The 25,770-nt window shown below is 51.1% G+C and carries 23 protein-coding genes; 14 read left to right on the forward strand and 9 right to left on the reverse strand.

Annotated features, from left to right (window positions below; genetic code table 11):
- Positions 1 to 426 precede the first annotated feature (426 nt).
- From QCB44_RS07670 to QCB44_RS07680, 3 genes are all read right to left on the reverse strand, one after another.
- Complete coding sequence (locus QCB44_RS07670) at positions 427 to 597, reverse strand: hypothetical protein (RefSeq protein ID WP_279409216.1); 171 nt, start codon at positions 595 to 597, stop codon at positions 427 to 429.
- A gap of 159 nt (positions 598 to 756) precedes the next feature.
- Positions 757 to 1,926: a tyrosine--tRNA ligase gene (tyrS, locus tag QCB44_RS07675; protein WP_279409219.1), complete on the reverse strand. Its 1,170-nt coding sequence runs from the start codon at positions 1,924 to 1,926 to the stop codon at positions 757 to 759.
- A gap of 39 nt (positions 1,927 to 1,965) precedes the next feature.
- On the reverse strand, positions 1,966 to 2,913 hold the full coding sequence (locus tag QCB44_RS07680) for a dihydroorotate dehydrogenase (RefSeq protein WP_279409221.1): 948 nt from the start codon (positions 2,911 to 2,913) through the stop codon (positions 1,966 to 1,968).
- Between the two features lie 25 nt (positions 2,914 to 2,938).
- Here QCB44_RS07680 and QCB44_RS07685 point away from each other — a divergent pair, with 25 nt between their 5' ends.
- Positions 2,939 to 3,403 carry a tRNA (cytidine(34)-2'-O)-methyltransferase gene (locus tag QCB44_RS07685; protein WP_279409223.1) on the forward strand — a complete coding sequence of 155 codons (465 nt, stop codon included), beginning with the start codon at positions 2,939 to 2,941 and terminating at the stop codon, positions 3,401 to 3,403.
- Between the two features lie 72 nt (positions 3,404 to 3,475).
- Here QCB44_RS07685 and QCB44_RS07690 read toward each other — a convergent pair whose 3' ends face one another.
- From QCB44_RS07690 to QCB44_RS07705, 4 genes are all read right to left on the reverse strand, one after another.
- Positions 3,476 to 4,495: an NAD(P)H-dependent glycerol-3-phosphate dehydrogenase gene (locus QCB44_RS07690; protein ID WP_347710093.1), complete on the reverse strand. Its 1,020-nt coding sequence runs from the start codon at positions 4,493 to 4,495 to the stop codon at positions 3,476 to 3,478.
- A gap of 21 nt (positions 4,496 to 4,516) precedes the next feature.
- Positions 4,517 to 4,975, reverse strand: a complete 459-nt coding sequence (gene secB, locus QCB44_RS07695; protein ID WP_279409228.1) for a protein-export chaperone SecB — start codon at positions 4,973 to 4,975, stop codon at positions 4,517 to 4,519.
- Between the two features lie 162 nt (positions 4,976 to 5,137).
- Positions 5,138 to 5,392, reverse strand: a complete 255-nt coding sequence (gene grxC / locus QCB44_RS07700) for a glutaredoxin 3 (protein WP_279409230.1) — start codon at positions 5,390 to 5,392, stop codon at positions 5,138 to 5,140.
- A gap of 50 nt (positions 5,393 to 5,442) precedes the next feature.
- Positions 5,443 to 5,883 carry a rhodanese-like domain-containing protein gene (locus QCB44_RS07705; RefSeq protein ID WP_279409232.1) on the reverse strand — a complete coding sequence of 147 codons (441 nt, stop codon included), beginning with the start codon at positions 5,881 to 5,883 and terminating at the stop codon, positions 5,443 to 5,445.
- A 104-nt stretch (positions 5,884 to 5,987) separates the two neighbouring features.
- On the opposite strand from QCB44_RS07705, the gene gpmI reads away from it, so the two are divergent.
- The 5 genes from gpmI to QCB44_RS07730 all read left to right on the forward strand — a co-directional run bounded on the left by gpmI (position 5,988) and on the right by QCB44_RS07730 (position 16,082).
- Positions 5,988 to 7,559, forward strand: a complete 1,572-nt coding sequence (gpmI, locus tag QCB44_RS07710; RefSeq protein WP_279409234.1) for a 2,3-bisphosphoglycerate-independent phosphoglycerate mutase — start codon at positions 5,988 to 5,990, stop codon at positions 7,557 to 7,559.
- 212 nt (positions 7,560 to 7,771) lie between these two features.
- Entirely contained in the window at positions 7,772 to 9,169 is a 1,398-nt protein-coding gene (gene cls / locus QCB44_RS07715; RefSeq protein ID WP_279409247.1) for a cardiolipin synthase, read from the forward strand.
- Between the two features lie 11 nt (positions 9,170 to 9,180).
- The gene (locus QCB44_RS07720; protein ID WP_279409249.1) at positions 9,181 to 9,924 is read left to right on the forward strand and encodes an endonuclease/exonuclease/phosphatase family protein; all 744 of its coding nucleotides are present in this window, start codon (positions 9,181 to 9,183) and stop codon (positions 9,922 to 9,924) included.
- A 233-nt stretch (positions 9,925 to 10,157) separates the two neighbouring features.
- A complete protein-coding gene (gene gltB / locus QCB44_RS07725; protein WP_279409250.1) occupies positions 10,158 to 14,648 on the forward strand; it encodes a glutamate synthase large subunit in 4,491 nt (1,496 codons plus the stop codon).
- Positions 14,649 to 14,672: 24 nt separating this feature from the next.
- On the forward strand, positions 14,673 to 16,082 hold the full coding sequence (locus QCB44_RS07730; protein ID WP_279409251.1) for a glutamate synthase subunit beta: 1,410 nt from the start codon (positions 14,673 to 14,675) through the stop codon (positions 16,080 to 16,082).
- 100 nt (positions 16,083 to 16,182) lie between these two features.
- Here the strand turns inward: QCB44_RS07730 and soxZ are convergent, their stop codons facing one another.
- On the reverse strand, positions 16,183 to 16,494 hold the full coding sequence (gene soxZ / locus QCB44_RS07735; protein ID WP_279409252.1) for a thiosulfate oxidation carrier complex protein SoxZ: 312 nt from the start codon (positions 16,492 to 16,494) through the stop codon (positions 16,183 to 16,185).
- Between the two features lie 55 nt (positions 16,495 to 16,549).
- Complete coding sequence (soxY, locus tag QCB44_RS07740) at positions 16,550 to 17,017, reverse strand: thiosulfate oxidation carrier protein SoxY (protein WP_279409253.1); 468 nt, start codon at positions 17,015 to 17,017, stop codon at positions 16,550 to 16,552.
- A 400-nt stretch (positions 17,018 to 17,417) separates the two neighbouring features.
- On the opposite strand from soxY, the gene selD reads away from it, so the two are divergent.
- The 8 genes from selD to QCB44_RS07780 all read left to right on the forward strand — a co-directional run bounded on the left by selD (position 17,418) and on the right by QCB44_RS07780 (position 25,751).
- Positions 17,418 to 18,488: a selenide, water dikinase SelD gene (gene selD, locus QCB44_RS07745; RefSeq protein WP_279409254.1), complete on the forward strand. Its 1,071-nt coding sequence runs from the start codon at positions 17,418 to 17,420 to the stop codon at positions 18,486 to 18,488.
- Positions 18,488 to 19,603 (forward strand): tRNA 2-selenouridine(34) synthase MnmH, encoded by a 1,116-nt coding sequence (gene mnmH, locus QCB44_RS07750; protein WP_279409255.1) that lies wholly within the window; start codon positions 18,488 to 18,490, stop codon positions 19,601 to 19,603. The genes selD and mnmH overlap by 1 nt, the downstream gene beginning before the upstream one ends.
- Before the next feature lie 208 nt (positions 19,604 to 19,811).
- Entirely contained in the window at positions 19,812 to 20,207 is a 396-nt protein-coding gene (locus QCB44_RS07755; RefSeq protein WP_279409256.1) for a hypothetical protein, read from the forward strand.
- 120 nt (positions 20,208 to 20,327) lie between these two features.
- A complete protein-coding gene (locus QCB44_RS07760; RefSeq protein ID WP_279409258.1) occupies positions 20,328 to 22,400 on the forward strand; it encodes a [FeFe] hydrogenase, group A in 2,073 nt (690 codons plus the stop codon).
- Positions 22,401 to 22,550: 150 nt separating this feature from the next.
- Complete coding sequence (locus tag QCB44_RS07765; RefSeq protein ID WP_279409259.1) at positions 22,551 to 23,597, forward strand: inorganic phosphate transporter; 1,047 nt, start codon at positions 22,551 to 22,553, stop codon at positions 23,595 to 23,597.
- Complete coding sequence (locus QCB44_RS07770; RefSeq protein ID WP_279409260.1) at positions 23,590 to 24,219, forward strand: DUF47 family protein; 630 nt, start codon at positions 23,590 to 23,592, stop codon at positions 24,217 to 24,219. The genes QCB44_RS07765 and QCB44_RS07770 overlap by 8 nt, the downstream gene beginning before the upstream one ends.
- Before the next feature lie 138 nt (positions 24,220 to 24,357).
- Positions 24,358 to 25,068, forward strand: coding sequence for an SDR family NAD(P)-dependent oxidoreductase (locus tag QCB44_RS07775; RefSeq protein WP_279409261.1), 711 nt, complete (start codon positions 24,358 to 24,360; stop codon positions 25,066 to 25,068).
- 11 nt (positions 25,069 to 25,079) lie between these two features.
- Positions 25,080 to 25,751 carry a nitroreductase gene (locus QCB44_RS07780; protein ID WP_347710094.1) on the forward strand — a complete coding sequence of 224 codons (672 nt, stop codon included), beginning with the start codon at positions 25,080 to 25,082 and terminating at the stop codon, positions 25,749 to 25,751.
- The last annotated feature ends 19 nt before the right edge of the window (positions 25,752 to 25,770 follow it).

The following is a 25,770-nucleotide window of genomic DNA, read 5'->3' on the forward strand; positions in this document are numbered from 1 at the left end:
CCGCGTATTATAGTGACCAATCAATCAAACTGTCAACAATTTTTTCAAATTATTTTCAGCAGACCAATTCGTTCAAACTCACAATCAATACCGCTTCTACCCTTCTTAACTCGCCGCTTCCGTTTATCGTCAGCACCTCGTCTTGAAGTGAGGCGTATTCTATAGAATTCTCAAAACTCCGCAACCCCTAACACGCACTTTTTTTCACTTTTTTGACACTTTTTTGAAGCGCCATAACTTATCCCACCTTACCCACCACTTACTCAATACTTATCCACAGAGTTATTCACTTATTGCTCTATTTGGCAACATCCGCATAGCGTCACCCTACAAAACCAGACAGACCTGATTAGATTCTAAACCTATAAACAAAAAAGCCCCGTTGCCGAGAAGCAACGAGGCTTTTATGTATATTTAGGCTAGACGTTACTTCAAGGTAACGCGCGCAAACTTGCGCTTACCTACCTGATAGACACAAGTGGTGCCCACAGGCATCACGCTACGACTATCATCTACCTTTTCTCCATTACGCATTAGCTGACGGGCTGGAGCAACATAACGCTTGGAATTGCCAATTGACAAATAACTTTCCGACATCAACGGCCTTACAAACCGTGCACGGGTAAAGTAAGTTTTATGAAAGTGCTGCTTTTGTAGTTGCAGCCATAGGCAGAACGTATAAATTTAAGACATAAAAAAACCCGCTAGCGATAGCTGAGCGGGTTTTAGGAATATAAGCTTGGCGATGACCTACTCTCACATGGGACCTCCCACACTACCATCGGCGCTAAGACGTTTCACTTCTGNGCTACGACTATCATCTACCTTTTCTCCATTAATTTTCACCGCACCCTGCTTAGTCATACGATGTCCGTCGGAAGTTGAGCCAACCAGGCCTGCTTCTTTTAACAGATTAGCTAACGGCATCTCTCCTTCAAACTCAAACTCCGGCATTTCATCTGGAATCGCATTTTTGGAAAATTTAGTTTCAAAATCTTTTAATGCAGATTGCGCTGCTTCAGCCGAATGAAACCGCTCGATCAACTCAAGCGCTAACTTCACTTTAATATTACGCGGATTCTCGCCATTTTCTACCGCCTGTTTATAACCGGCAATGGTTTCCAACGATTCAAAAGAGAGCAACTCGTAGTAACGCCACATCAAATCATCTGAAATCGACATAACCTTACCGAACATGTCATTCGGCTCATCTTTAATACCAATATAATTCCCTAAAGACTTAGACATTTTTTGCACACCGTCTAAACCTTCCAAAATTGGCATCGTCAACGTACATTGTTGCGGTTTACCGAAATGTCCTTGTAAAGTACGCCCCATCAACAAGTTGAACTTCTGATCGGTCCCGCCTAACTCGATATCCGCCTCCATCGCTACCGAATCGTAGCCCTGCACCATCGGATACAAGAACTCGTGGATCGCAATCGGCGTATTGGATTTATAACGCTCATCAAAGTCGTTACGCTCCAACATGCGCGCCACCGTCACAGTACTCGCCAGCTTGATCATATCTTCAGCGGTCATTTTCGACATCCACTCGGAGTTAAAGACCACTTTTGTCTTAGCCGGATCCAGAATTTTGAATACCTGCTCCTTATAGGTCGCGGCGTTTTTCTCAATCTCTTCACGCGACAATGGCGGACGAGTAACACTCTTACCAGTTGGATCACCAATCATGGCAGTAAAGTCACCAATCAAAAACAGAACTTCATGCCCCAAATCCTGAAACTGCTTGAGTTTATTAATCAGCACCGTATGCCCCAGGTGCAAATCGGCCGCCGTCGGATCGAAACCGGCTTTGACACGGAGCGGACGCCCCGACTCTAACTTTTCAATCAACTCTTTTTCAACCAGAATCTCTTCCGCGCCGCGTTTAATGATTGCTAACTGTTCTTCTACTGATTTCATCTTTGCTTCTACTTAACTTTAAATCTTCTTAATTTTGTTTCAGCCGCACAAAACGGTATCGGTATTCAGTTCCAGAAGGCCTGTCATCTCAGAGACCTTCTGATAGCCATGTTTTCGCATATAAGCGGCAATCCCTTTATTGACCTTTTTAATCAACAATGGATCTTTGGCAATCGCAGTCCCGATCGCCACCATAGACGCGCCCGCAAGGAAAAATTCAATTGCATCTTCCGCTGACGCAATGCCGCCCAAACCAATAATTGGAATATTGTGCTGTTTTGCCACCTGATACACCTGATGCACCTTCAACAACGCCACCGGTTTGATCGCCGGACCTGATAAACCTCCCTGGTTATTTCCCAAAGTCGGTTTTTGACTGTGAATATCGATCTGCATTCCCATCAAGGTATTAATCGCCGACAAAGCGTCCGCACCCGCATCAATTACACGACGCGCGCCTTCGGCAACATCGGTTTGATTCGGCGACAACTTCACAATCAATGGCTTTGTCGTATTCGCACGGCAAGCTTCCACGACGCGCGCCGCCATCTCAGGATCGTTTCCAAAGGCCGCCCCCCCTTTTTTCACGTTCGGGCAAGAGATATTGATCTCGATTGCAGGCAGTTCAGTTTGATCAAAAAGGCGCACTACCTCGGCGTACTCCTCAACTGACGATCCTGAGACATTAATAATAAAACGCGACTCATTCAAATCCAGCTTGGGCAAATAATCCTTGATCACCACCTGCGCACCCGGGTTCTGCAAGCCCACCGAATTTAACAACCCGCAAGGCGATTCCATCACGCGTTCCGGCTTATTGCCCAACTTCGGTTCGAGCGTGGTACCCTTTAAAAACACCGCACCGACATCGCGATTGGAAAAGCCACATACAGACTGGTATTCTATGCCATACCCGGCATTGCCCGAAGCCATCGCCACCGGCGAGGTGAAATCAATGCCACACAAATTGACCGATAAATCCATCATAGAATACGCCTTGAAATAACTTTATATGTTGCACATTATTTTATACGAACCTGAAATTCCGCAGAATACCGGCGCACTTATCCGCTTAAGCGCAAACATGGGCGCGCATCTGCACCTCATCAAGCCTTATGCTTTTGACCTGAGCGAAAAAAAGGTCCGCCGCGCAGGCCTTGATTATGCGGAACTGGCCAATTTGCATGAGCATGAAAGCCTACAAGCCTGCCTGAAATCGGTTCAACCCAACCGCGTGTTTGCCTTGACGACCAAAACCACACGCTATTATACCGAACCCGAATTTGAAAACGGAGACGCATTTCTATTTGGTCCAGAAACCCGCGGACTGCCTGCGAAAGTCATCGAAAGCTTCCCACAAGAACAACGCTTGACCATCCCCATGGTGCCGGGCGGTCGCAGCTTGAACCTGGCCAACGCCGTTTCCGTCGTCGCTTATGAAGCTTGGCGGCAGCTAGGTTTCAACATGAACCTGTAACCCTGAGTCGTAAAACAAACAGGCCTGCAAAAGAGCAGGCCTGCTGGAACTCAAGAGCCGTCTTTTAAACACCTAGCCGTCTTCCGAACGCCCCTCACGAGCCATTAACTCTTCCACCGCTTCTTGTGGGGTACACGCATTAGTCACAATGCGATAAACCTGCTCCATAATCGGCAAATCCAACTGGTGGCGTCCAGCAATCCGCTTAACCGCCATCACCGCTTTTACCCCTTCTACCACTTGGCCGATAGCCGTAATCACCTCATCCACCGTTCCGGGATTCTGAGCCAACTGCAATCCGAAGCGTCGGTTACGCGATAAGTCATCCGTACAGGTAAGCACCAGATCGCCTAGCCCCGCCAAGCCCATTAAGGTTTCCGGTTGACCGCCCAATGCCTGCCCCAGACGCATCATCTCCGCCATCCCGCGGGCAATCAATGCCGCTCGGGCATTCGCACCGAGCCTTAAGCCATCACTCAATCCGGTGGCAATCGCCATAATATTTTTATAGGCACCACCGACTTCCACACCCACCACATCATGCTGAGTGTACATCCTGAAATGATCATAATGAAACATCGACGCCCAAAAAGCGGATTCCGCTTCATCCTTAGAAGCGCTTACCATCGCCGTCGGCAAACCGCGTGCGACTTCATCGGCAAACGTCGGACCAGAAAGCACTGCGACTGTTTGCGATCCTCCCAACTCCTCTTCGGCGACTTGATGCAACAAAGAAGCGCTTTCCGGTTCAAAACCTTTAGTGGCCCAGGCAAAATGCACTTCGCGACCTTGAAGCAGCGCTCTCATTTGTTGCAAGGTAGCGCGAAACACATGGCTCGGCACCACCACCAAAACACCAACGGCCTGTTCTAATGCTTGCGTCAAATCACTGGTAACCGTTATGTTTTGAGGAAAATGCACCCCTTTCAAATAGCGGCGGTTTTCTCGCTGGGTTTGCAATGCTTGCGCTTGCTCAGGTGAATGCGTCCACAAATGCACCTGGTGGCCGACGCGGGCCAGATGGATTCCCAGGGCACTTCCCCAGGCACCGGCACCAATCACCGCGATGGTTGAGCCCGAGTCCATAGACATAGTCATGATTCAGAAATTGATTTATTGAGCCGTCTCTTCGGCCTGTGCCGCCTGACTCTGCAAATGCTCGTGATACATCGCCTCAAAATTCACCGGTTCCAACAGCAATTGCGGGAAGCCGCCTCGCGTGACCAAATCCGACACAGTTTCACGCGCATACGGGAACAAGGTATTCGGGCATTGCGCACCTAACAAATACCCCATTTCTTCTTGATTGAAGCCCTGAAGCGTGAAAATGCCTGCTTGCTCAACTTCGCACAAGAAAGCGGTATGCTCTTCCACTTTAGTCGTTGCGGTAACACGCAAAACCACATGATAGACACCCTCTTCCAGGGACTTGCTTTCTACATTCAGATTCACTTCCAGATTAGGCTTAAACTCCGCCGTAAAAATACCCGGCGTATTTGGTGATTCGAAAGAGATATCTTTAGTATAGATTTTTTGAATAATGAATTTTTTCTGTTGTGTCGCTTCAGACATGGGGATCCTTTAATTCTTGAGAAACGATCAAAATAAATGGCTATGCAAGACGTGCATGCATCCTGACATCACTCTTGACGAACCGTTTAAACCAACGCGCTCGCCAAGCATAGCGAAAAATCTTTACAGACAAATGAAATCGGCTGTTTGCGGAGCGCTTGATCAGCCTTTTAGCAACTCATCCAACTGGCCGGTCTTATCCGCAGCAGACAGATCATCAAACCCGCCCACATGATGCTCGCCGATAAAAATTTGCGGTACCGTGTTACGTCCCGTCTTGGCTTCCATATCCGCCCACATTTGCGCATCACCGCCGACATCAATCATTTCATAACTGACACCTTTAGAGTCCAACAAACGTCTGGCCATATTACAAAACGGACAGCTTTGAGTTAGATAAATGACAACATTTGGCATGAGAGTTTCCTTGTTTTGCGTGCTGGATGCGCTCTTTTGCACCTTACGCGCTACTTTTTTCGGTTTTTTTTTGACTTTTGTGACCCTACTGGCAAGCCCGCTGACTTCCAAGCCGTCATCCCACCGGAAAGGTTATACACCTGGGTAAACCCTTTTTTCGCCAACATACCTGCGGCACGTGCCGAGCGTGCGCCGGTTTGGCAATAAACCAGCAGCGGCTGATCTTTTGGCGTATTCAACGTATCAATCTTAGAAGGCAGTTCCGTCACTGAGATATTGACCGCATTGCCAATCGCCCCATCACGAAATTCTCCGGAGGTACGCACATCCAACAAGAAAACATCGTCGTTATACAAGCGGATTGCTTCGGCCGAACCGATGGATTTGTAGCCGGAAATACGATCTCCTACGTAACTGTATACCAGCATTGCCAAGATAACAGCCAGTGCGACAAACAGCAATAACTGCTCTTGCATAAATTCAACAAACATTCATTTTCCCTTGATAGACTCAATCAAAGCTAATGATTTTAACAGCGAAACTCGCTACAATAAATCGAATTTCATAAATTTTTATTCAGGGTAGAAACGAAACAATGAGCCAAGAACCAAAGCCCAAAAAGCAAATTAAACACCGCCCGACAGGATTGATCATTCTGGACGGCTGGGGATACCGCGAAGAAGTGGAGGACAACGCCATTGCCCAGGCCAACACCCCGAACTGGGACAATTTGTTTGCCACCCATCCTCACACGCTTATCAGCACCTCCGGCATGGACGTCGGCTTGCCTGACGGCCAGATGGGGAACTCCGAAGTCGGCCACCTCAACCTCGGAGCCGGTCGCGTCGTCTACCAAGACCTGACACGCATCCAAAAAGACATTGACGACGGTCGTTTCTTCGATAACAACGCCCTGCTTAATGCCATTGACAAGGCATCTGAACGCGGTCACGCTGTGCACATCATGGGCCTACTGTCTGATGGTGGCGTGCACTCGCATATCAATCATATCAAAGCCGCCTTGAAACTGGCGGTTGAGCGCGGTGCCAAGACCCTGTTGCACGTCTTTACCGATGGCCGAGACACTGCACCAAAAAGCGCCTTAGGCTATATCGAAGAGATTGAAAACTACATGAAGAAGATCGGTGGCGGACGCATCGCATCGGTAACCGGACGCTTCTATGCCCTTGACCGCGATAACCGTTGGGAACGTATCCAGCAAGCGTATGAGGTCATCTGCTGCGGCGAAGCGGAATTCTCAGCGGAATCGGCCGCCGAAGCCGTCGAAATGGCCTATGCTCGCGAAGAGACTGACGAATTCATTCAGCCGACCATCATTCTGAGCAAGAAGGGCAAAAAACCCAAAGTCAAAGACGGCGATTCGATCATTTTCATGAACTATCGTTCTGACCGTGCCCGCCAGTTGACACAGCCGTTTATCATGAACGATTTTGGTGACTTCCACCGCTGCAAAACCCCGGTATTGTCAGCCTTCGTCACCTTGACCGAATACAACAAAAACTTTGAAAGCTTCGGCGCGACCATCGCCTACCGCCCAACCAAATTGAAAAACACCTTTGGCGAGTATGTCTCCAAGCTGGGCATGACTCAGCTACGTATCGCCGAAACTGAAAAATACGCACACGTCACCTTCTTCCTAAACGGCGGTGTGGAAGCGCCTTACAAGGGTGAAGACCGTATTCTGGTGCCATCACCGAAAGTTCGCACCTACGACCTGCAACCAGAAATGAGCGTGGGTGAAGTCACGGAAAAACTGGTCGAGGCGATCGAATCCGGTAAATACGATACCTTTATCTGCAACATCGCCAACCCGGACATGGTCGGCCATTCGGGTAACTTCCCGGCCTGTGTTAAGGCGGTTGAAGCCGTGGATGAAGCGTTAGGCAAAATTCTGGCTGCCATCGCAAAAGCGGATGGACAAGCGATCGTCACCGCTGACCACGGCAACATGGAAATGCTGCGTGATCCGGAAACCGGCGAACCGCTTACCTCGCACACCACCTTCCCGGTGCCGTTTGTCTATTTTGGTCCACGCAAATGCACATTGCGTTCCGGAGGCACCCTGCCGGATGTGATGCCGACCATGCTGGACATCATGGAAGTTGAACAACCTGAAGAGATGACCGGCAAGAGCCTTTGCGTTTAACGCTCTGTGCATTTAGCTTCTCATTTTTTAAAGTTGAACAGGCCTGGCTGGAATCATTCCAGCCAGGCCTGTTCAGTTTCTAAACCACACTTGATCCCGCCTAGCGACACTATCAAAACGTAGCCTGCTGCCGCCATATAACCGTTTTTCTTTTCTTTTAACCGCTTTCCTTTTATCCTAAACATCAGTTTTTTTGAAAACGGCTCCGCAGCATGACATTTTCGCTCAACCACCCGTTATTCTGGTTCTATCTGCTCTACATTGTGCTCGTCATCTCCGCACTGCTGCACATGCTCTACCAGCGCAGAACGCCGCAAAATCTCATGAGCTGGCTGCTAGCGCTGCTTTTACTTCCCTATGTCGGGGTCGTGCTTTATCTGATTTTCGGATCACGCAAACTGCTGCAAAAACGCAGCAAACCGCTGATCGCCATGCACCCCTTCCAGGAATCCAAACCAGAAACCCCTCTGGCTGTTGAACTCGACAACCTGTTACGCGCCAACCAAATCGCTGGCACCACCGATCACAACCAGGTCACTTTTTGCGAAGACGGTACCCTGGCATTTGAGCACTTACTTGAAGAGATTGAAAACGCGCGGCGTAGCATTCATATCGAAACCTATATTTTTAAACTCGACAGCACGGGTAAAGAAATCCTGCAAGCCCTGATTAACAAAGCGCAAGCCGGCGTAGAGGTCAAGCTTCTGCTTGATGCGGTCGGCTCTCTCCGCCTCTACCTCAACTCGAAACCACTCAATGCCTTACGTCAAGCCGGCGGTGAATTCGCCTTTTTCCAGCCGATCTGGTCATCGCTCATGGCCAGCCAGGTCAATCTGCGCAATCACCGCAAAATCTACCTGTTTGACCAAACCATCCTGCTGACAGGAGGCATGAACCTCTCTAACGACTACCTTGGTATCGCCAAGCATGCCGATCAGCACTGGATCGATATACTGTTAAAAATCCAAGGGCCAAACGTGTTTCACCATCAAAGCATTTTTAACGCCGACTGGCTCTACGCTACCGGAAAAAAGTTGCCGGAACCCCGTCCGGTCAAGCCCGATACCGATGCCGACATAATGATGCAGGCCGTCCCTTCCGGCCCGGATATTGACAGCGACGCCCTGTTTGAAACCCTGTTGTTCAGCATCCACCAGGCGCGCTCTCATATTCAAATCGTCACGCCGTATTTCATCCCCGACAGCGCCGTCCTTAATGCCTTGCTTATGGCCCTGAAACGCGGGGTCAAAGTAACTCTGCTGACGCCGGAAAGCTCCGACCACCTCATCTTTGATCTGGGTCGCAGCTCTTATATGCGTGAGATCTCCGAGCACGGCGGAGACATCTGTTATTACCAAAACACCATGCTCCACGCCAAACTGATATTGATTGATCAACAGATGATGATGATCGGTTCCGCCAACCTTGACTACCGCTCCCTGTTCATCAACCATGAAATGGTGAATTTCATCTACTCCAAAGAGTTAATCGAGCAACTGTCGAACTGGACGGCAGGCCTGCTCAAAAATAGTCGAACCTACCATCCGAGCGACAACAAAGTCCGTCGCCTGCTGGAAAATCTAACCCGCATCATCGCTCCCATACTCTGACATTGATCGCCATGTACAAACCCAAATCCACTCCCATCTCCCACAGCTTACACCTACAAACGGTTTCAACGCCCTTGCCGGCGTGTTTCACCCTAGTGTGCTGGAACTTACAAAAAGTCGACTTCGCCCACTTTATTCACCGCCCCATCGAAAACTTGCTGCCTATCGATCAAGCCCAACTGCTCTCACTTCAGGAAGCCGGGGCCTGGGCTCAGCAAAATAAATTTTTTGACTTGCCCTTTGTGATGGCCCCCAACATCCAAACCAGAAAAAAACATTTTGGCGTACTCACCGCGTCAAGCCACAGCATGAGTGCGCACCATCAATGCTTAACCCATAGCCGCGAGTTAGGCTGGATCACGCATAAAACCGCTTTGATTACCCAGCATCGTTTGGCCAATGATGAAACCTTAACCCACGTGAATATTCATGCAATTAACTTCGTACCGCACCGCTTGTTCAAAAAAGAGTTACAGGTTCTATGGAGCAAACTCAGCCACTTAGAGGGCCCGATGATCGTCAGCGGCGATTTCAACACCTGGAATAAAACCCGCCTTAAAACCCTGCAGCACGCCATTGCACAACTGCAACTGACCAAAGTCGATTACCCGGAAAGTCACGCCATTAAAACCCTGCTGCGCAAACCGCTCGACCACATCTTTTTTCGAGGCTTAAAATTACACTCATCGCAAGTCATTTCCGTCCCTGACATTTCAGATCACAACCCACTGATTGCCACCTTCTGCGTTGCTTAAACCACGGCCCGCATCCAGTCTCATATTTATTGTCCCGCCCCATAACGAGAAGGACGCCAAACCCACCTTCATCAATGGTACAATTTGATTCCAAATGCATATATAAAGTATAATCTCGCACCAATTTTTATTTTTTAGACGTGCTAAGAACAAATAAAACCCTTATATAACAATTGGTTACCAATAGTAACGCAATTCAAAATATAAGATTTTGACGGACAGGACACAGAATTATGAACCCACTTCAATCACAAAACGGTCTGAATCTAACAGGCCTCTACTCTCCCGAGTTTGAAAAGGAGAACTGTGGTTTTGGTCTCATCGCCAATATGGACGATAAACCCAGCCACTGGGTCGTACAAACGGCCATCGAGTCTCTTGCCAACATGACACACCGTGGTGGTGTCGCTGCGGACTGTTGTACAGGAGATGGATGTGGGTTGCTGATCAAAAAGCCTCACAGCTTTTTGCAGAATGTTGCGGCAGAAGCTGGTTTTGAGTTGGCAGACATTTACGCTGCGGGGATGATCTTCTTAAACCAGGATGCATCCAAAGCCGACCTGGCGCGCAAAACCCTTGAAGAAAAGCTGACCAACAAAGGGCTAGTCGTTGCCGGCTGGCGTAAAGTTCCGGTTAAGTCAGAGGTGCTCGGTGCGCAAGCAGCCGGGATGGAGCCGGTGATTGAGCAGGTATTCGTCAATGCTCCAGCAGGCATGTCTGAAGCAGACTTTAACCGCCAGCTATTTACGGCGCGCCGTAAAACCGAAATGGTCATCGAACCGCAAGACAGCACTTTTTATATCGCGTCATTGAACAGCCAATTGCTGTCCTACAAAGGGTTGGTCATGCCTCGCGAATTGCCAGAATTTTATCTGGATCTGAAAAACGAAGCGTTTGAATCGTCCGTCATCTCTTATCATCAGCGTTTCTCAACCAACACCATGCCTCAGTGGCGTCTGGCTCAGCCTTTCCGTTTCCTGGCGCACAACGGTGAGTTAAACACCATCCGCGGTAACCGTAACTGGGCCTTGGCACGTCAAAGCAAATTTGCAACGCCGTTGTTGCCTGATTTGGCTGAATTAAAGCCACTGGTGGCACAAGAAGGGTCCGACTCCAATTCATTGGATAACATGCTGGAAGTGTTGATGATGGGCGACATGCACGTCTTCCAGGCATTGCGTCTTCTGATTCCGCCAGCGTGGCAGAACATGCCGCACATGGATCCGGATCTGCGTGCCTTCCTGGAATACAACTCCATGCACATGGAGCCATGGGACGGACCGGCCGGTATGGTTATCAACACGGGCAAATACGCGATCTGCGGGGTTGACCGTAACGGTTTGCGTCCAACACGTTATGTCATTACCAAAGACCGCCATATCACGTTCGCATCTGAAATCGGGGTGTACAACTACGATCCGTCTGAAGTAGCCGAAAAAGGCCGCCTGAAACCTGGCCAACTGATCGCGGTAGACCTGGAAAACGGAACACTTCTAAAACCGGAAGTCATCGACAACCAGCTCAAATCAGCCAAACCTTATCGTCAGTGGATGGACGAAGGGTACATGCACATTGAAGAGAAGATCGAACAAGACGATCAAACCTTGGGCTGGGATTCGGCGACGGCGGACACCTATCAGAAATACTATCAAGTCACGTTTGAAGAACGTGATGCCGTTATTCGCGTCATGGCGGAAGACGCACAGGAAGCCACCGTTTCAATGGGTGATGATGCCCCACTACCTGTGTTCTCACACAAGCCACGATCTATTTTTGACTACTTCCGTCAAATGTTTGCGCAGGTGACCAACCCGCCAATCGATCCACTGCGTGAAAACATCGTCATGTCTCTGAACACCTGTTTCGGGCGTGAATTGAACATGTTTGAAGAAGGGCCGGATCACGCACGCCGCCTGGAAGTGTCTTCGCCGGTCTTGAGTCCGTCGATGATGGATCAGCTATTGTCTTTGGACGATGCAAACTACCGCAACCAGAGCATTTCGTTACACTACAACCACGAAGAGAAAGGGTTGAAGCAAGCCATTATCGACGTGTGCGATGAAGCGGTTGCTGCCGTTAAGAACGGCATCACCTTATTGATACTAAGCGACCTAGGCATTAAAGATGGCCTGGTAACCATTCCTGCGGCCATGGCCACCGGTGCGGTACACCACCGTCTAATCAGTGAAGGCCTGCGTCCTGAAGCCAACATCATTGTTCAGACAGCCACCGCGCGCGACCCACACCACTTTGCCGTCTTGTTCGGTTACGGTGCCACAGCGGTATTCCCGTATCTGGCTTACGAAAGTATCGAAGACATGCGTCGCACCAAAGAGCTGGATCCAAACACGCCGATCAGCACCTACATCAAAAACTACCGTAAAGGGATCAACAAAGGTCTCTTCAAAATTCTGTCTAAGATGGGGATCTCTACGATCACCTCTTACCGTGGTGCCCAGCTGTTTGAAGCCGTTGGCTTGACCTCTGACATCGTTGATTTGTGTTTTAAAGGCACACCTTCACGTATCCAAGGTACAGACTATGCACATTTGGAACTAGACCAGCGCCGTCTTGCGTGGGAAGCCTTTAACCCTCGCAAGCCACTGCAGCAAGGCGGCCTGTTCAAATATGTTCATGGTGGCGAGTACCACGCTTTCAATCCGGATGTCGTCAACAGCATCCGAGAAGCGGTACAGAAGAATGACCAAAACGCTTATAACAAGTTCCGTGACCTGGTTAACCACCGTCCGGCGATGACCATTCGTGATTTGATTACCTTCAAAGACGACATTCAAGGCATTAACCTGGATGAGGTTGAGCCCGTTGAAGCCATTTACAAGCGCTTCGACTCCGCAGGAATTTCATTGGGTGCCCTGTCACCAGAAGCGCACGAAGCCCTGGCGACGGCGATGAACCGTTTGGGCGCACGCTCCAACTCAGGTGAAGGTGCAGAAGATCCAGCGCGTTACGGTACTGAAAAAATGTCCAAGATCAAGCAGATCGCTTCGGGTCGTTTCGGTGTGACCGCGCACTACCTGCGTAACGCTGAAGTCCTACAGATTAAAGTGGCTCAAGGTGCCAAGCCGGGTGAAGGTGGACAGCTTCCAGGCCACAAAGTGGATCTGACCATTGCAAAATTGCGTCACTCCGTACCGGGCGTCACCCTGATTTCGCCACCTCCTCACCACGATATTTACTCGATTGAGGACTTGGCGCAGTTGATTTACGATCTGAAACAGATCAACCCGAAAGCCTTAATCTCGGTGAAACTGGTTGCGGAACCCGGTGTGGGAACCATCGCCGCCGGTGTCGCCAAGGCCTACGCCGACTTGATCACCATTTCCGGTTACGACGGTGGAACCGGTGCGTCACCAATGACCTCGGTCAAATACGCTGGTAACCCGTTTGAAATGGGGCTGGTTGAGGCACACCAAACGTTGCGTGCCAACGATCTGCGTGGTCAGGTTATCCTGCAGGCAGACGGCGGTTTGAAAACCGGCTTGGATGTCATCAAGGCCGCCATCCTCGGTGCGGAATCTTTCGGTTTCGGTACCGTACCGATGATCGCACTGGGCTGTAAGTATCTGCGTATTTGTCACTTGAATACCTGTGCGGTGGGCGTAGCGACACAAGATGAACGTTTGCGTAAAGAACACTTTATCGGTCTGCCGGAAATGGTTATGAACTACTTCCGTTTTGTCGCTGAAGAAACGCGTGAATGGCTGGCCAAGCTAGGGGTGCGCTCACTGGGTGAATTGGTAGGACGCGTCGATCTGTTAAAAGTGATCGACGAACCTCTAACCGAAAAGCAGAAAAATATTGACCTGTCTGCGTTTATCTCAGACGGCGGCGTACCGGCTGACAAGCCGCAAACCGTTCAGGTTGATCGCAACAACCCATGGGATCACGGGACTTTGGCTGAAGAGATGGTGAAAACCGTTCTGCCGGCGATTGAAGCCAAAGAAGGCGGAACCTTCCCATTCCACCTGGTCAACACTGGCCGTTCGATCGGTACCCGTGTCGCCGGTGAAATCGCCGAGCGTTATGGCAACAACGGCATGAAAGATGCCCCAATCACCCTGAAACTGACCGGGATTGCCGGCCAGTCTTTCGGTGCCTTTAACGTCGACGGCCTAAACCTTCACCTTGAAGGGGACGCTAACGACTACGTTGGTAAAGGTATGGCCGGTGGTGAAATCGTGATTCGCCCACCACAGGGCAGCGCATTTGAAGCGAAAAACACGCCGATCGTGGGTAACACCTGTTTGTACGGCGCCACCGGCGGCAAGCTGCTGGCCAACGGTACGGGGGGTGAGCGTTTCGCAGTGCGTAACTCCGGCGCCGTCGCGGTTGTCGAAGGCCTGGGCGACCACGGCTGTGAATACATGACCGGTGGAACCGTTGTTAGCTTGGGCGAAGTCGGCGTCAACTTCGGTGCCGGTATGTCTGGCGGTATGGCGTTCATTCTGGATGAAAACAATACCCTTCCAGATCGATTGAATTCGGAAATGGTGGAAAACTGCCGCATCGACACCGAATGCACCGAAGAATATCGTGTTTACCTGCGCACACTCATCGAAGAGTATGTGGCGAAAACGCAAAGCCCATGGGGTCAGGAAGTACTGGATAACTTCAGTCGCTACATTGGCCATTTCTGGCTAGTAAAATCACGTGCAATCAGCATTGATTCACTGTTTGAACTGTTTGCTACCGAAGCCAACTAAGCGAAACTGGAAGGAATATAAAAAATGCCAAATGTAAGACAATTTTTAGAACTGAACCGCCAGCTTCCTGAAAAAAAGGCGGCGGATGAACGTAAGCAGGAATTTGCCGAAATTTACAGTCCATTCAATATGCAGGACGCGATGGCACAGGCCGATCGCTGCCTCCATTGCGGTAACCCGTACTGTGAGTTTGCCTGCCCGGTACACAACTACATCCCTAACTGGTTGAAGCTGGTCGCGGAAGGCAACATTATGGAAGCGGTGGAAATTTCCCACAAAACCAACTCATTGCCGGAAATGTGCGGCCGCATCTGCCCGCAAGACCGCCTTTGTGAGCAGGCCTGTACCCTCGAGGACACCAACTTTGGTGCCGTGACCATCGGTGCGGTTGAGAAGTTCATTACCGATACGGCTTTCGCTCAAGGCTGGTCACCAGACCTGTCACACGTCACTATGACCGACAAGAAAGTAGCGATCGTTGGCTCCGGTCCGGCCGGACTGGCGGCGGCGGACATTTTGATCCGTAACGGCGTCAAGCCGGTAGTATTCGAAAAACAGCCCGAGATCGGAGGCCTGCTGACTTTCGGTATCCCACAATTCAAACTGGATAAAGATATTGTCGTCCGTCGTCGCGAAATTCTTGAAGGCATGGGCGTTGAATTCCGTTGCAATACCGAAATCGGTAAAGACGTTCCTTTCCAAACCCTGCTGGACGATTACGATGCCGTCTTTATGGGGATGGGAACCTACAAGCCAATGGCGGGCCGTTTCCCGGGTGAAGATTTGCCTGGCGTACACAAAGCATTGGATTTCCTAATCGGTAACGTTAAACACGTCCTGGGCATGCCTAACGATCCGGAACCATACGTCAGCATGAAAGGCAAAAAGGTTGTCGTTCTGGGTGGTGGTGACACCACGATGGACTGTACCCGTACCTCCATCCGCCAAGGTGCGGACGAAGTCTACTGTGTCTACCGTCGTGACGAAGAAAACATGCCAGGCTCACGTGCTGAGGTCAAAAACGCCAAAGAAGAAGGCGTGCAGTTCAAGTTTAACCTGGCACCGGTCGAAGTCATTGGTGACGGTAAAGTAGAAGGCATCAAGGTCATTGAAACCCGTATGGGTGAGCCGGATGAAAACGGCCGCCGTCGTGCGGAAATGGTGGAAGGTTCCGAGCAAATCATCCCATGTGATGCAGTCATCGTCGCGTTCGGTTTCCAACCGAACCCACCAGAGTGGTTCAAAGACTTCGGTATCGAAGTCAACAGTTGGAACGGTGTCGTCGCGTCTGAAGATTCGCTTTACCAGTTCCAAACCAGCAACCCGAAAGTGTTTGCCGGCGGGGATATGGTTCGCGGTTCAAGCCTGGTGGTGGAAGCCATCGCCGAAGGCCGTAAAGCCGCCGAAGGCATTTTGGACTTCCTCGAAGTTTAAATCCATCCGACCAGGCCTGGTCAGTTTTTCAGGCCGGTAAAACTGAAAAAGCCCGCAAGGATTGAGACCTTAGCGGGCTTTTTTATTAAGCTTACGTATATTACTTAAGCGTAATGGTTTCGGAGCCTGTCTCACCGGTATTGTCGGTGAGGTTCACCGTGACGTTGTCTCCGGCATTGGCTTTGACTTTTACCGCCATATAGGGGTTAGCGGAAACCGCACCCGACCATTCGGCATCCACCGCTTTGGCGTCATTTACCAACACTTCCAGCGTATCAATAAACTTGGCAGGATAAGGTTTACCCGTTTTTTTATTCATACGCACGCCGGACTCCATCGGATGCTTAATGAGCGCCTTCACTTCAGCGATACCATTCTTTGATTTGCCACGCATTCTGATTTTGATAGTCATGTCATTATCCTTTTTATAATCGTTATATTTTCATTTTCAGTAAGATTCGAGTTAATTAACCGCCACATCCACCAATGGTGACTTTGACTTCTTGCTGCGCCTTCAATAGCTTGCCGCCCGCTTTGACAACCGCAATGACGTTCATGGTTTCACCCATTTTAATGCGGGTTGAGACATAGCCTTCCGCAGCCGCGCCAAAGTTATATTGGCACACCAGCGGCTGAGGGTTTTTACTGGCCAAAATGGCAATCGATTCCACCCCGTCAATGGCGGAAGCATCGACCGTCACCGGAGTGACCGCACCGTTCTCCGCAATCGCGGGTGCTTTCAGTTTGATATCACCTGATTCGGTCGCATTGGCAGAACCGAATGCGCCGTTCAAGGCCTCGTCGGTGGTTTTTGCGGAAAACGCCGCTTTGTTCCAATCAGCCAACACGCTGGTTGGGGTTAAAAGACCGGCGTTAGCCGCCACCACGGCCGCACCGGTGGCCAAGGTATTTTTAAGAAATAATCGACGTTTCATAATAAAACTCCTAGTTAGCATCATTGGTTAAGCGGAATTTACGCCTCCATAACAGATTCGTTCATATCAGGAAGGACTAATAATTCCTTAACTCCAGATTAGTGATTTAATTTCGTAAAACAAGCACAAATTAGTTGCTGTCATTTGCACCACAAAAAGTATTGAGACGAAATACACAACACTTTATCCTTATTTTTCATAATGTTATAAAACCCTTTTTGCCGCTAAGGTTTTCTCTGCGTACAAACTATTGTCATTCTTCGTTAAGAAATGAACCGGGGGTCATTCGGGCTTAAATGGAAAAAACAGGTTAAAAAATAGGCAAAACACAGTTAAGAACACCATTAAAAGGCGACTCAAGCTATACTGTGCACAGCAAAAACATAAGGAAATCGAGTGAATGAAGCCACAACGCACGGAACCTCTGATCAAGCTTACGGAATACAGTCACGGCGCGGGTTGCGGGTGTAAAATCTCCCCGAAAATTCTCGACAGTATCCTGAAAACCTCAATGGACATTGTCCCCAACCCGGCACTGCTGGTGGGAAACAACACCAAAGACGATGCCGCAGCGTATGACCTGGGCAACGGCACCTCGGTACTCAGCACCACCGACTTCTTTATGCCCATTGTGGATGACCCTTTTACCTTTGGAAAAATCGCCGCCACCAATGCGATCAGCGATATCTACGCCATGGGCGGTCAACCGCTCATGGCGATTGCGATTTTTGGCTGGCCGATCGACAAACTGCCACCCGAAATCGGTCAATTGGTGATCGAAGGCGGCCGCGCTACCTGCGAAGCGGCCGGAATTCCACTGGCAGGCGGTCACTCAATCGATGCGCCAGAACCGATATTTGGTTTAGCGGTAACAGGCCTGGTCGAAAATAAACATCTCAAAACAAACGCCGGTGCCGAGGCTGGATGCGAGCTGTTCCTCACCAAACCGGTCGGCATTGGCATACTCACCACCGCACAAAAGCAGAAAAAGATTCAACCCGAACACCTGCAAATGGCCATTGAGGCGATGACGACCTTGAATAAAGCCGGCAGTGAATTTGCCAAACTGGACGGCGTCACCGCATTGACCGATGTCACCGGCTTCGGCGTTTTGGGGCACCTGATCGAAATCTGCGAAGGGAGCGACCTGTGCGCACAGCTCGAATTTGACAAGATCCCGGTGCTGCCGCATGTTTTGAACTACCTTGAACAGGGCTGCACTCCCGGCGGCACCGACCGCAACTTTAGCAGTTACGGTCACAAGGTGGCTGCGCATGGTGGGCAACCACTCTCCGAAACACACAAAATGATTCTGTGCGATCCACAAACGTCCGGCGGCTTGCTGGCCGCGGTCAGACCGGAGGCGGTAACTGCTTTTAAGACCCTTGCCGCACAACACGGTCTGGAGCTGGAACCGATCGGCAGAACGCTGCCTGCCGGTAGCCACCCGCACATCATCGAGGTGGTCTGATGGCGGTCACCATAACCCGATTTGCAAGCGAATTGCCGCAAACCGACGATTTTAAACCCATCGTTCTCAATCACACGCCACTGATTGACGTGCGTGCGCCGGTGGAATTCAACCAAGGTGCCTTTTCTACGGCAACGAATCTGCCGCTGATGAATGACGAAGAACGCCAAAAGGTCGGCCTCTGTTACAAACAGCACGGCCACGAAGCGGCAGTAAAACTGGGCCATAAACTGGTCAACGAACAGGTGCGTGAACCCAGAATTCAGGCTTGGATCGATTTTATCGACGCCCATCCCGGTGCCTTGCTCTACTGTTTTCGCGGCGGCATGCGCTCCAAAATCGCGCAGCAGTGGTTACGTGACCATAACCGCTCCATTGTGCGCTTAAAAGGCGGCTATAAGGCCTTCAGACGTTACCTGATCGATCGCTTGGATTCCGTTCCTGACGTCTTTACACAAAAAGGCATTCAGCCCATCGTACTCGCAGGCCGAACGGGGTCAGGCAAAACCCAGGTTCTCCAACAAGTGCACAATACGATCGACTTGGAAGGTTTGGCGCATCACCGTGGCTCCGCATTTGGCCGGCATGCCACCCCCCAGCCGACGCAGATTAATTTTGAAAACACTCTCGCCATGGCCTTCATTCGCTTTTTGGAAACGCAAGCACAACACCTGATCATCGAAGATGAAGGGCGCAACATCGGTACGGTCAATCTGTCTAAAGGACTGTTTGAATTTCTCAAAAGTGGCGAACGAATCGTGCTTGAGACCCCTCTCGACGAACGGATCGCCATTACACTCGACGAATATGTGCGACAGGCGCAACAGGAATATGCCTCTATCGACGACTGGCAAGCCTTTATGCAATCCGCCTTGGCACGCATTCAAAAGCGCTTGGGTGGCGAACGCTATCAACGCGTGGCGACACAATTCAATGACGCCTTGCAGCAGCAGCGCCAAACCGGCTCGACCGAGTTTCATCGAAGCTGGATCAAAACCTTGTTGCTGGAATATTATGACCCGATGTACGACTATCAGATGCAAAAACGCCAACACAAGGTGACCTTTAGCGGCTCTAAGGAAGAGGTCATCGAATACCTGAAACATAAACACTGATAACGCGGCCACAGCCTATAGCCGGGGCGTTGCGAAGTCTGATATTGAAAACGGTCACTCAATTCTGAGCAGGCCTGGTCCGTTTTGCGCAAATTTAGTTTAATGACCTAGCGCGCTAAGATAAGATAGTTTATTATCAAGGACTTACCTTGTTTTCATTCTATTTCCAACGCGACTATGTTGGTTATCCAGCAAGAGGATGAAGCCTATGCCACGTCGTCAAACGCAAACCCTGCCCGGCACGCACCGGGCAATGAAAAACACCTCCTACGAAAGCATGGTGGTGAGCTGGCTGATGCAGGACGGCTGGCAGGTTTTTCTCCCCATTCTCGATCATGGACATCAAACGGATATTTTGATTTCCGACGGCCCAAGCTACTATCGCATCCAAGTTAAAACGGTTGAAGCCAGTGGCGACGATCACAGCGTGCATAATGCCTGGGAAAACAGCCATGTGGATGTCGTCATCTTTTTTGCCCGAAACTCAAACTGGGGCGTCATCGCTCCGGCCTTTACCGAGAAAAAACGCCCCTTAAATCACCCGGAACATCGTAAATTCGCGCAGACCAGAAAAGAATTTCTGCGCGAATTCCACCTGCTTTGAATCACGCTGTAAACAATCGAACTCATCTTTTACTGACACCCGCTGACACAAACCCAATTGCTTCTACCCCGCGCGAGTGTTAGATTAACCTTATCATTTAAAGGGATAGGGCACGCGGTCATGATCAAACTGACAGTGAATGGACGTTCTGTTCAGGTAGAGGAAGGCACCACCTTGCTGGATGCCGCCAGAAAGGCCGGTGTGCATATTCCCACCCTCTGCTACTATCCTCGTCTGCCCTCTCACGCCGTCTGCCGCATGTGTCTGGTGAATGTCAGCAGTGCCGTCAGGCCACAACCCGCTTGCAAAACCGTCGCCAAAGACGGTGACAGCGTCGAAACCGATACCAATGAGCTCGTGACGTTTCGCAAAGCCGATATGGAGTGGCTGCTGGCACGCCACCCCAACGACTGCATACGTTGCGAAGTCAACGGCTCCTGCCAGTTTCAGAACCTCGTCTGTGAATACCAATTGGAAGACCGTTGGGAAAAACTGCCGAGAGGATCGGAAGCACACCCCGAACACAAATTGACGGATCACACCTCCCCAAGCATCTGGCGCGACCTATCCAAATGCATCGAATGCGGCCTGTGCGTTGAAGCCTGCGGTGACGCCGGACAGCAGCAACACATTATTGGCTTTGCCGAACATGGCTCAGGACGACTGCCGGTGACGGTTTTCGATCAATCCCTGGCGGAGACCAACTGCATCTCATGCGGCCAGTGCACACTGGCATGCCCGTCCGGCGCATTGATTGAAGCGCCACACTGGCACGACGTGCTGCATACCCTGGATGCCCACCGCCGCGTCTCAGCAGTACAGGTGGCCCCGGCCACGCGCGTGGCCATCAGTGAAGAGTTTGGCATGAAACCCGGCACCATCAGCACGGGCAGAATGGTCAACGCTCTGCGACAACTCGGGTTCGACTATGTGTTTGATACCAACTTTGCGGCCGATTTGACGATTATGGAAGAAGGCACTGAATTTCTGTCGCGCCTTAACGCGCAAAAAAATCTGCCGCTGTTTACCTCCTGCTGCCCGGGGTGGGTCAACTGGGTGGAGATCAACCGCCCCGACCTCTTACCGCACCTGAGCACCACCAAATCACCACAACAAATGCATGGAGCCTTAACCAAACGCGGGGCTTTTGCGCGTTCGCTCGGCCAGGAATTTGTAGAGGGCAAGGAAGAACCTTATGTGGTCAGTGTCATGCCGTGTACCGCAAAAAAAGACGAAGCGCATCGGCCAGGCGGGGCTGGAGACATTGACCACGTATTGACCACCCGCGAGCTCGCGCGAATGATTAAGGCTCGCGGAATCGCTTTCAACGCCTTGCCGGAAGACGGCGAATTCGACAACCCACTAGGGGAAAGCACCGGCGCGGCACAAATCTTCGGTGCCTCCGGCGGCGTCATGGAAGCCGTGGTGCGTACCGCCACCCATTTCATTGGCAAAGAGGACGATCTGCCACTGGAATGGCATCAGCTGCGCGGCGTCAGTACAGGCATTAAAACCGCTGATATTCCCGGCATCGGCAAAATCGCGATCTGCAATGGCATCGCCGCCGCACAAAACCTGCTGGCCACAGAGAGCTGGCGCGACGAGTATGTAGCGATTGAAGTCATGGCTTGCGTGGGCGGCTGCTTAGGCGGCGGCGGAGAACCCAAGTCGATGGATCCGCAGGTATTGGAAAAACGCATGCAGGCCATCTATGCAATCGACAAACAGGCACCACGAAGACGCTCCTATGAAAACCGCGACGTACAACAACTGTATGCGACCGAACTCGACACACCGAATTCCGAAAAGGCGCACAAACTCCTGCATACCACCTATGCCGCTCGCCACTCCAAACGGTTACTCTTAATGCGCTTTCTTGACAGTGTTGACCGACGGGATGCCACAGAAGCCGCTAGCCTGTTTCATCCGGACGCTGTATGGTCAACCGCCTCGCCGTTCGGAGATATTCATGGAGTTTCCAAGATCAAAGCGCTTATTGAAGACCGTTTGCCACCCCGTCAATATGGGCCGAACTATGCCCGTCACCGCATGCAAACCGCCGCCGACATTGACGACCTGACGGTGATCACCCCTGCGGGAGAGCGCTGCCGTTTTACCATGGAAACCGCCACCCTGCAAGCTGGCGCCCAATCCAAAACGGTGATCAAGAAACTGGTGCGAGAAGCGCTCTGAAGAAGGCCGATTCAACTCAGTGAGTTTTGAACAGGCCTGTGCGGTTTTTCAGAGTATTTTTTTGTTACTATGGGTGTCATTCGCACCTTAACTGCGCCAATTCCTCGTCAATGATCTAAAACCCGAGTAAATCCAACCTAATTGCATCTTATGGAACTGAGCCTTTTTCTTTTGATTTTAGTGGTGGTCGCCGTCGCACTGTACGACTTTACCAACGGCTTTCACGATGCCGCCGACATGGTGGCCACCGCGATCGCCTCCGGCGCCATGAAGGCGTCGGTGGCGATCATCATCGCCGGATTCTTTACCTTTTTGGGACCGCTGTTAATGGGGCTGGCGGTGGCCGATACGGTTGGAACCTTTGTCGATATTGAAGGCAGCCACATTCACCTTGCGCAAAGCCTGGTCATTGGCGCCCTGCTGGCGGCCATTTCCTATAATTTAATCACCTGGAAGCTGGGCTACCCTTCCTCCTCCTCCAATTCACTGGCCGGCGGTTTGGTCGGCGCCGGATTAACCCTGCTCGGCAGCCAACAGATCAACTGGGGGCTGGAAGCCCTGCTTAACGGCCATCTCGAAGGGGTGATGAAAGTTGTAGCGGGGCTGTTTGCCTCTCCCTTTCTGGGGCTGCTGATCGGTTTTCTGCTGATGAAACTGATTCTGGCTCTGTTTAAAAACTTCACCTACCGCATCCGCAACCTGTTCGTCGTCTCGCAGTATTTCAGTGTCGCCTGGCTTGGCTTTTCGCACGGCGCCAACGATGCGCAGAAAGGGATGGCGATTATCGGCATGATGCTGCTCGCCTCCGGGCAAACCCAAAGTTTCGAAGTTCCGCTATGGGCCGTATTGCTGTGCACCGGCGCGATCACCCTGGGCACCTTTTTCGGAGGCTGGCGTATCATCAAAACGCTGGGATTTGAAATCTACCGGGTGCGCGTGGTGCACTCGGTCGCCAACCAGATCAGTGCCTCCGTGGTGAACACGCTGGCAACCGTAATCGGCGCCCCCACGTCCACCACCCAGGTGGTCACCGCGTCGTTAATTGGTAACGGTGCGGCGGAAAAACCGCGACACGTTAACTGGCTAAAAGCCAAAGGGATCGTGCTCGGCTGGTTTCTCAATGTCCCCATTTCCATGGTGTTGGGCGCGTTCTACGCCACGCTTATTTTCTACCTGATTGGAGGTCATCATGTTTAAGTCTCTGTTACAAAAGTATGTGTTACCCGCAGAGGTCGACTTTCTTGGGGGACTCAACGCACACGCCCAGGCGATCAAACGCATCACCCATGATCTGCAGGCCTGCTTTGTCGAGGGCAATGAAACCAGCTGCCAGGCGGTCGTCGAAGACCAGCATCAGGCCAAAAGCATCAAAGAGAGCAATATGAACGAGTTGCTCAACAGTTTCATCACCCCGGTCGACCGTGAATCGATTTTTCGCGTCATCAGCCAGTTGGATTGGCTGGCGGTGAGTATTCGCCACTTCATTATCGAAGCCAAAGCCTATGAGGTGGAACAACTGCATAATGGCTACAGCGAGATTTTTCACCAAATCTGTCAAAGCGCGGATTATCTCGCCAACGGGTTCGAAAAACTGATCGAAAAACAACATCTGGAAGTGGCCGCTCAAGCGCAAAATGTTAGGGACAGCTACGATGCGCTGGTGGATATTTATGTCGAAAAAATGGCCATGCTCTCCAAAAGCAACAACCTGCAGGAGATGTTCATTCACCGCGAACTGTTGCTGCAGCTTAAAGAAATCGGCAAACGCCTGCAGATTTGCGCCAATTCGCTGGAAGACATTCTGGTCAAAATGAGCTGACCCTTGGCGAAAAGCGCTGTTGATGACCAACCGCAAACGTTAAACTCTGCGCCCATCGAGCAATTGCCTTTGCGGGCTTTTTTGTTACTATCTATGTCTAATTCAGGCATCTCACTTCAGCAACAAGGAAAACAGACAATGAGACATGTGGTGATCACCGGCGGCAATAAAGGCATTGGCTTGGCGTTAACCCAGAAATTTGTGGACAACGGCGATCGCGTGATCATTGTGGCGCGCGATTTCAGCAACCAGGAACGCTTTGATTACCAGAACCACCCACAAGTGCAATGCATTGCCTTTGATCTGAGCGAAGTGGAAAAGCTGCCGCAACTGGTGGCACAGATCGACCAAGTGGACGTCCTGATCAATAACGCCGGACTGCTGCAACCGATCACCTACAAGAACTATCCCGACGACCGCATGGATTATTCCTTGAACCTCAACCTGATCGCACCGGTCAAACTGACCACCATGCTCGAAGCCAAATTGACGGCACCGTCCGACTATACGCCGCGCGTCGTCAACAACGCCTCCATCGCCGGCCAGATCGGCCATCCGGACATCTGGTACGGCATCGCCAAAGCCGGACTGATCAACGCCACCAAAGCGTTCTCAAAAGCGTTCCAGGGCAAGATCATCGTCAACGCCGTCGCCCCCAGCCCGACCGAAACCGACCTGTTGCAAAGCATTCCCGAACACCGTCAGAAGGCGTTTCTGAGAAACACCATCAGCGGCCGTTTCGCCACCGCACAGGAAGTCGCCGATACCATGTTCTGGCTCGCCACCGACTCGCCGGAATACATTAACGGTGTCTGCATTGACATCAATAATGGGTCCTTACCAAGATAGGGAAATTAAAAATGTCCATTTCAGTACAAAAAGCCATCCACAAACGTCATTCGGTGCGGGCCTTTTTGAACAGGCCTGTTGAAAAAGAAACCATTCACAACATTCTGGAATGCGCGCGCTGGGCGCCGTCCGGCGTGAATATGCAGCCGTGGCAGGTGTCGGTGGTCACAGGCGAAAGCAAACAGCGTCTGCAACAGGCGATGTTGGATAAGTTCCACGCCGGAGAGCGCGGCAAGATGGATTACAGCTACTACCCCGACGAATGGAAAGCGCCCTACAAATTGCGCCGCGTCGCAACCGGCAAACAGCTTTACGGCGCGTTGCAGATCGACCGTCAGGACAAAGAACGCCAACTGGCGCAATGGGCGGCGAATTACCGCGCGTTTGATGCGCCGGTAATGCTGCTGTTCTGGCTGGACGACTGCCTGCAAACCGGTTCCTATCTGGATTACGGGATGTTTCTGCAAAACATTATGCTGCTGGCGGTGGAACAAGGCCTGGCCACCTGCCCGCAAGGCGCACTTGGCGAATACCCGGACATTGCGCGGCAACAGTTGGGTTATGGCGACGACAAAATTCTGCTCGGCGGCATGGCCTTGGGGTACGAGGATTCAAACCATCCGGTGAATCAATACCGCACCGACCGTGAACCGGTGGAAACCTTTACCCGCTTTTTTGAATAAGCGGACATAAGATAGCTCT

This window comes from Thiomicrorhabdus sp. zzn3, assembly GCF_029767755.1.
Taxonomy (GTDB): domain Bacteria; phylum Pseudomonadota; class Gammaproteobacteria; order Thiomicrospirales; family Thiomicrospiraceae; genus Thiomicrorhabdus.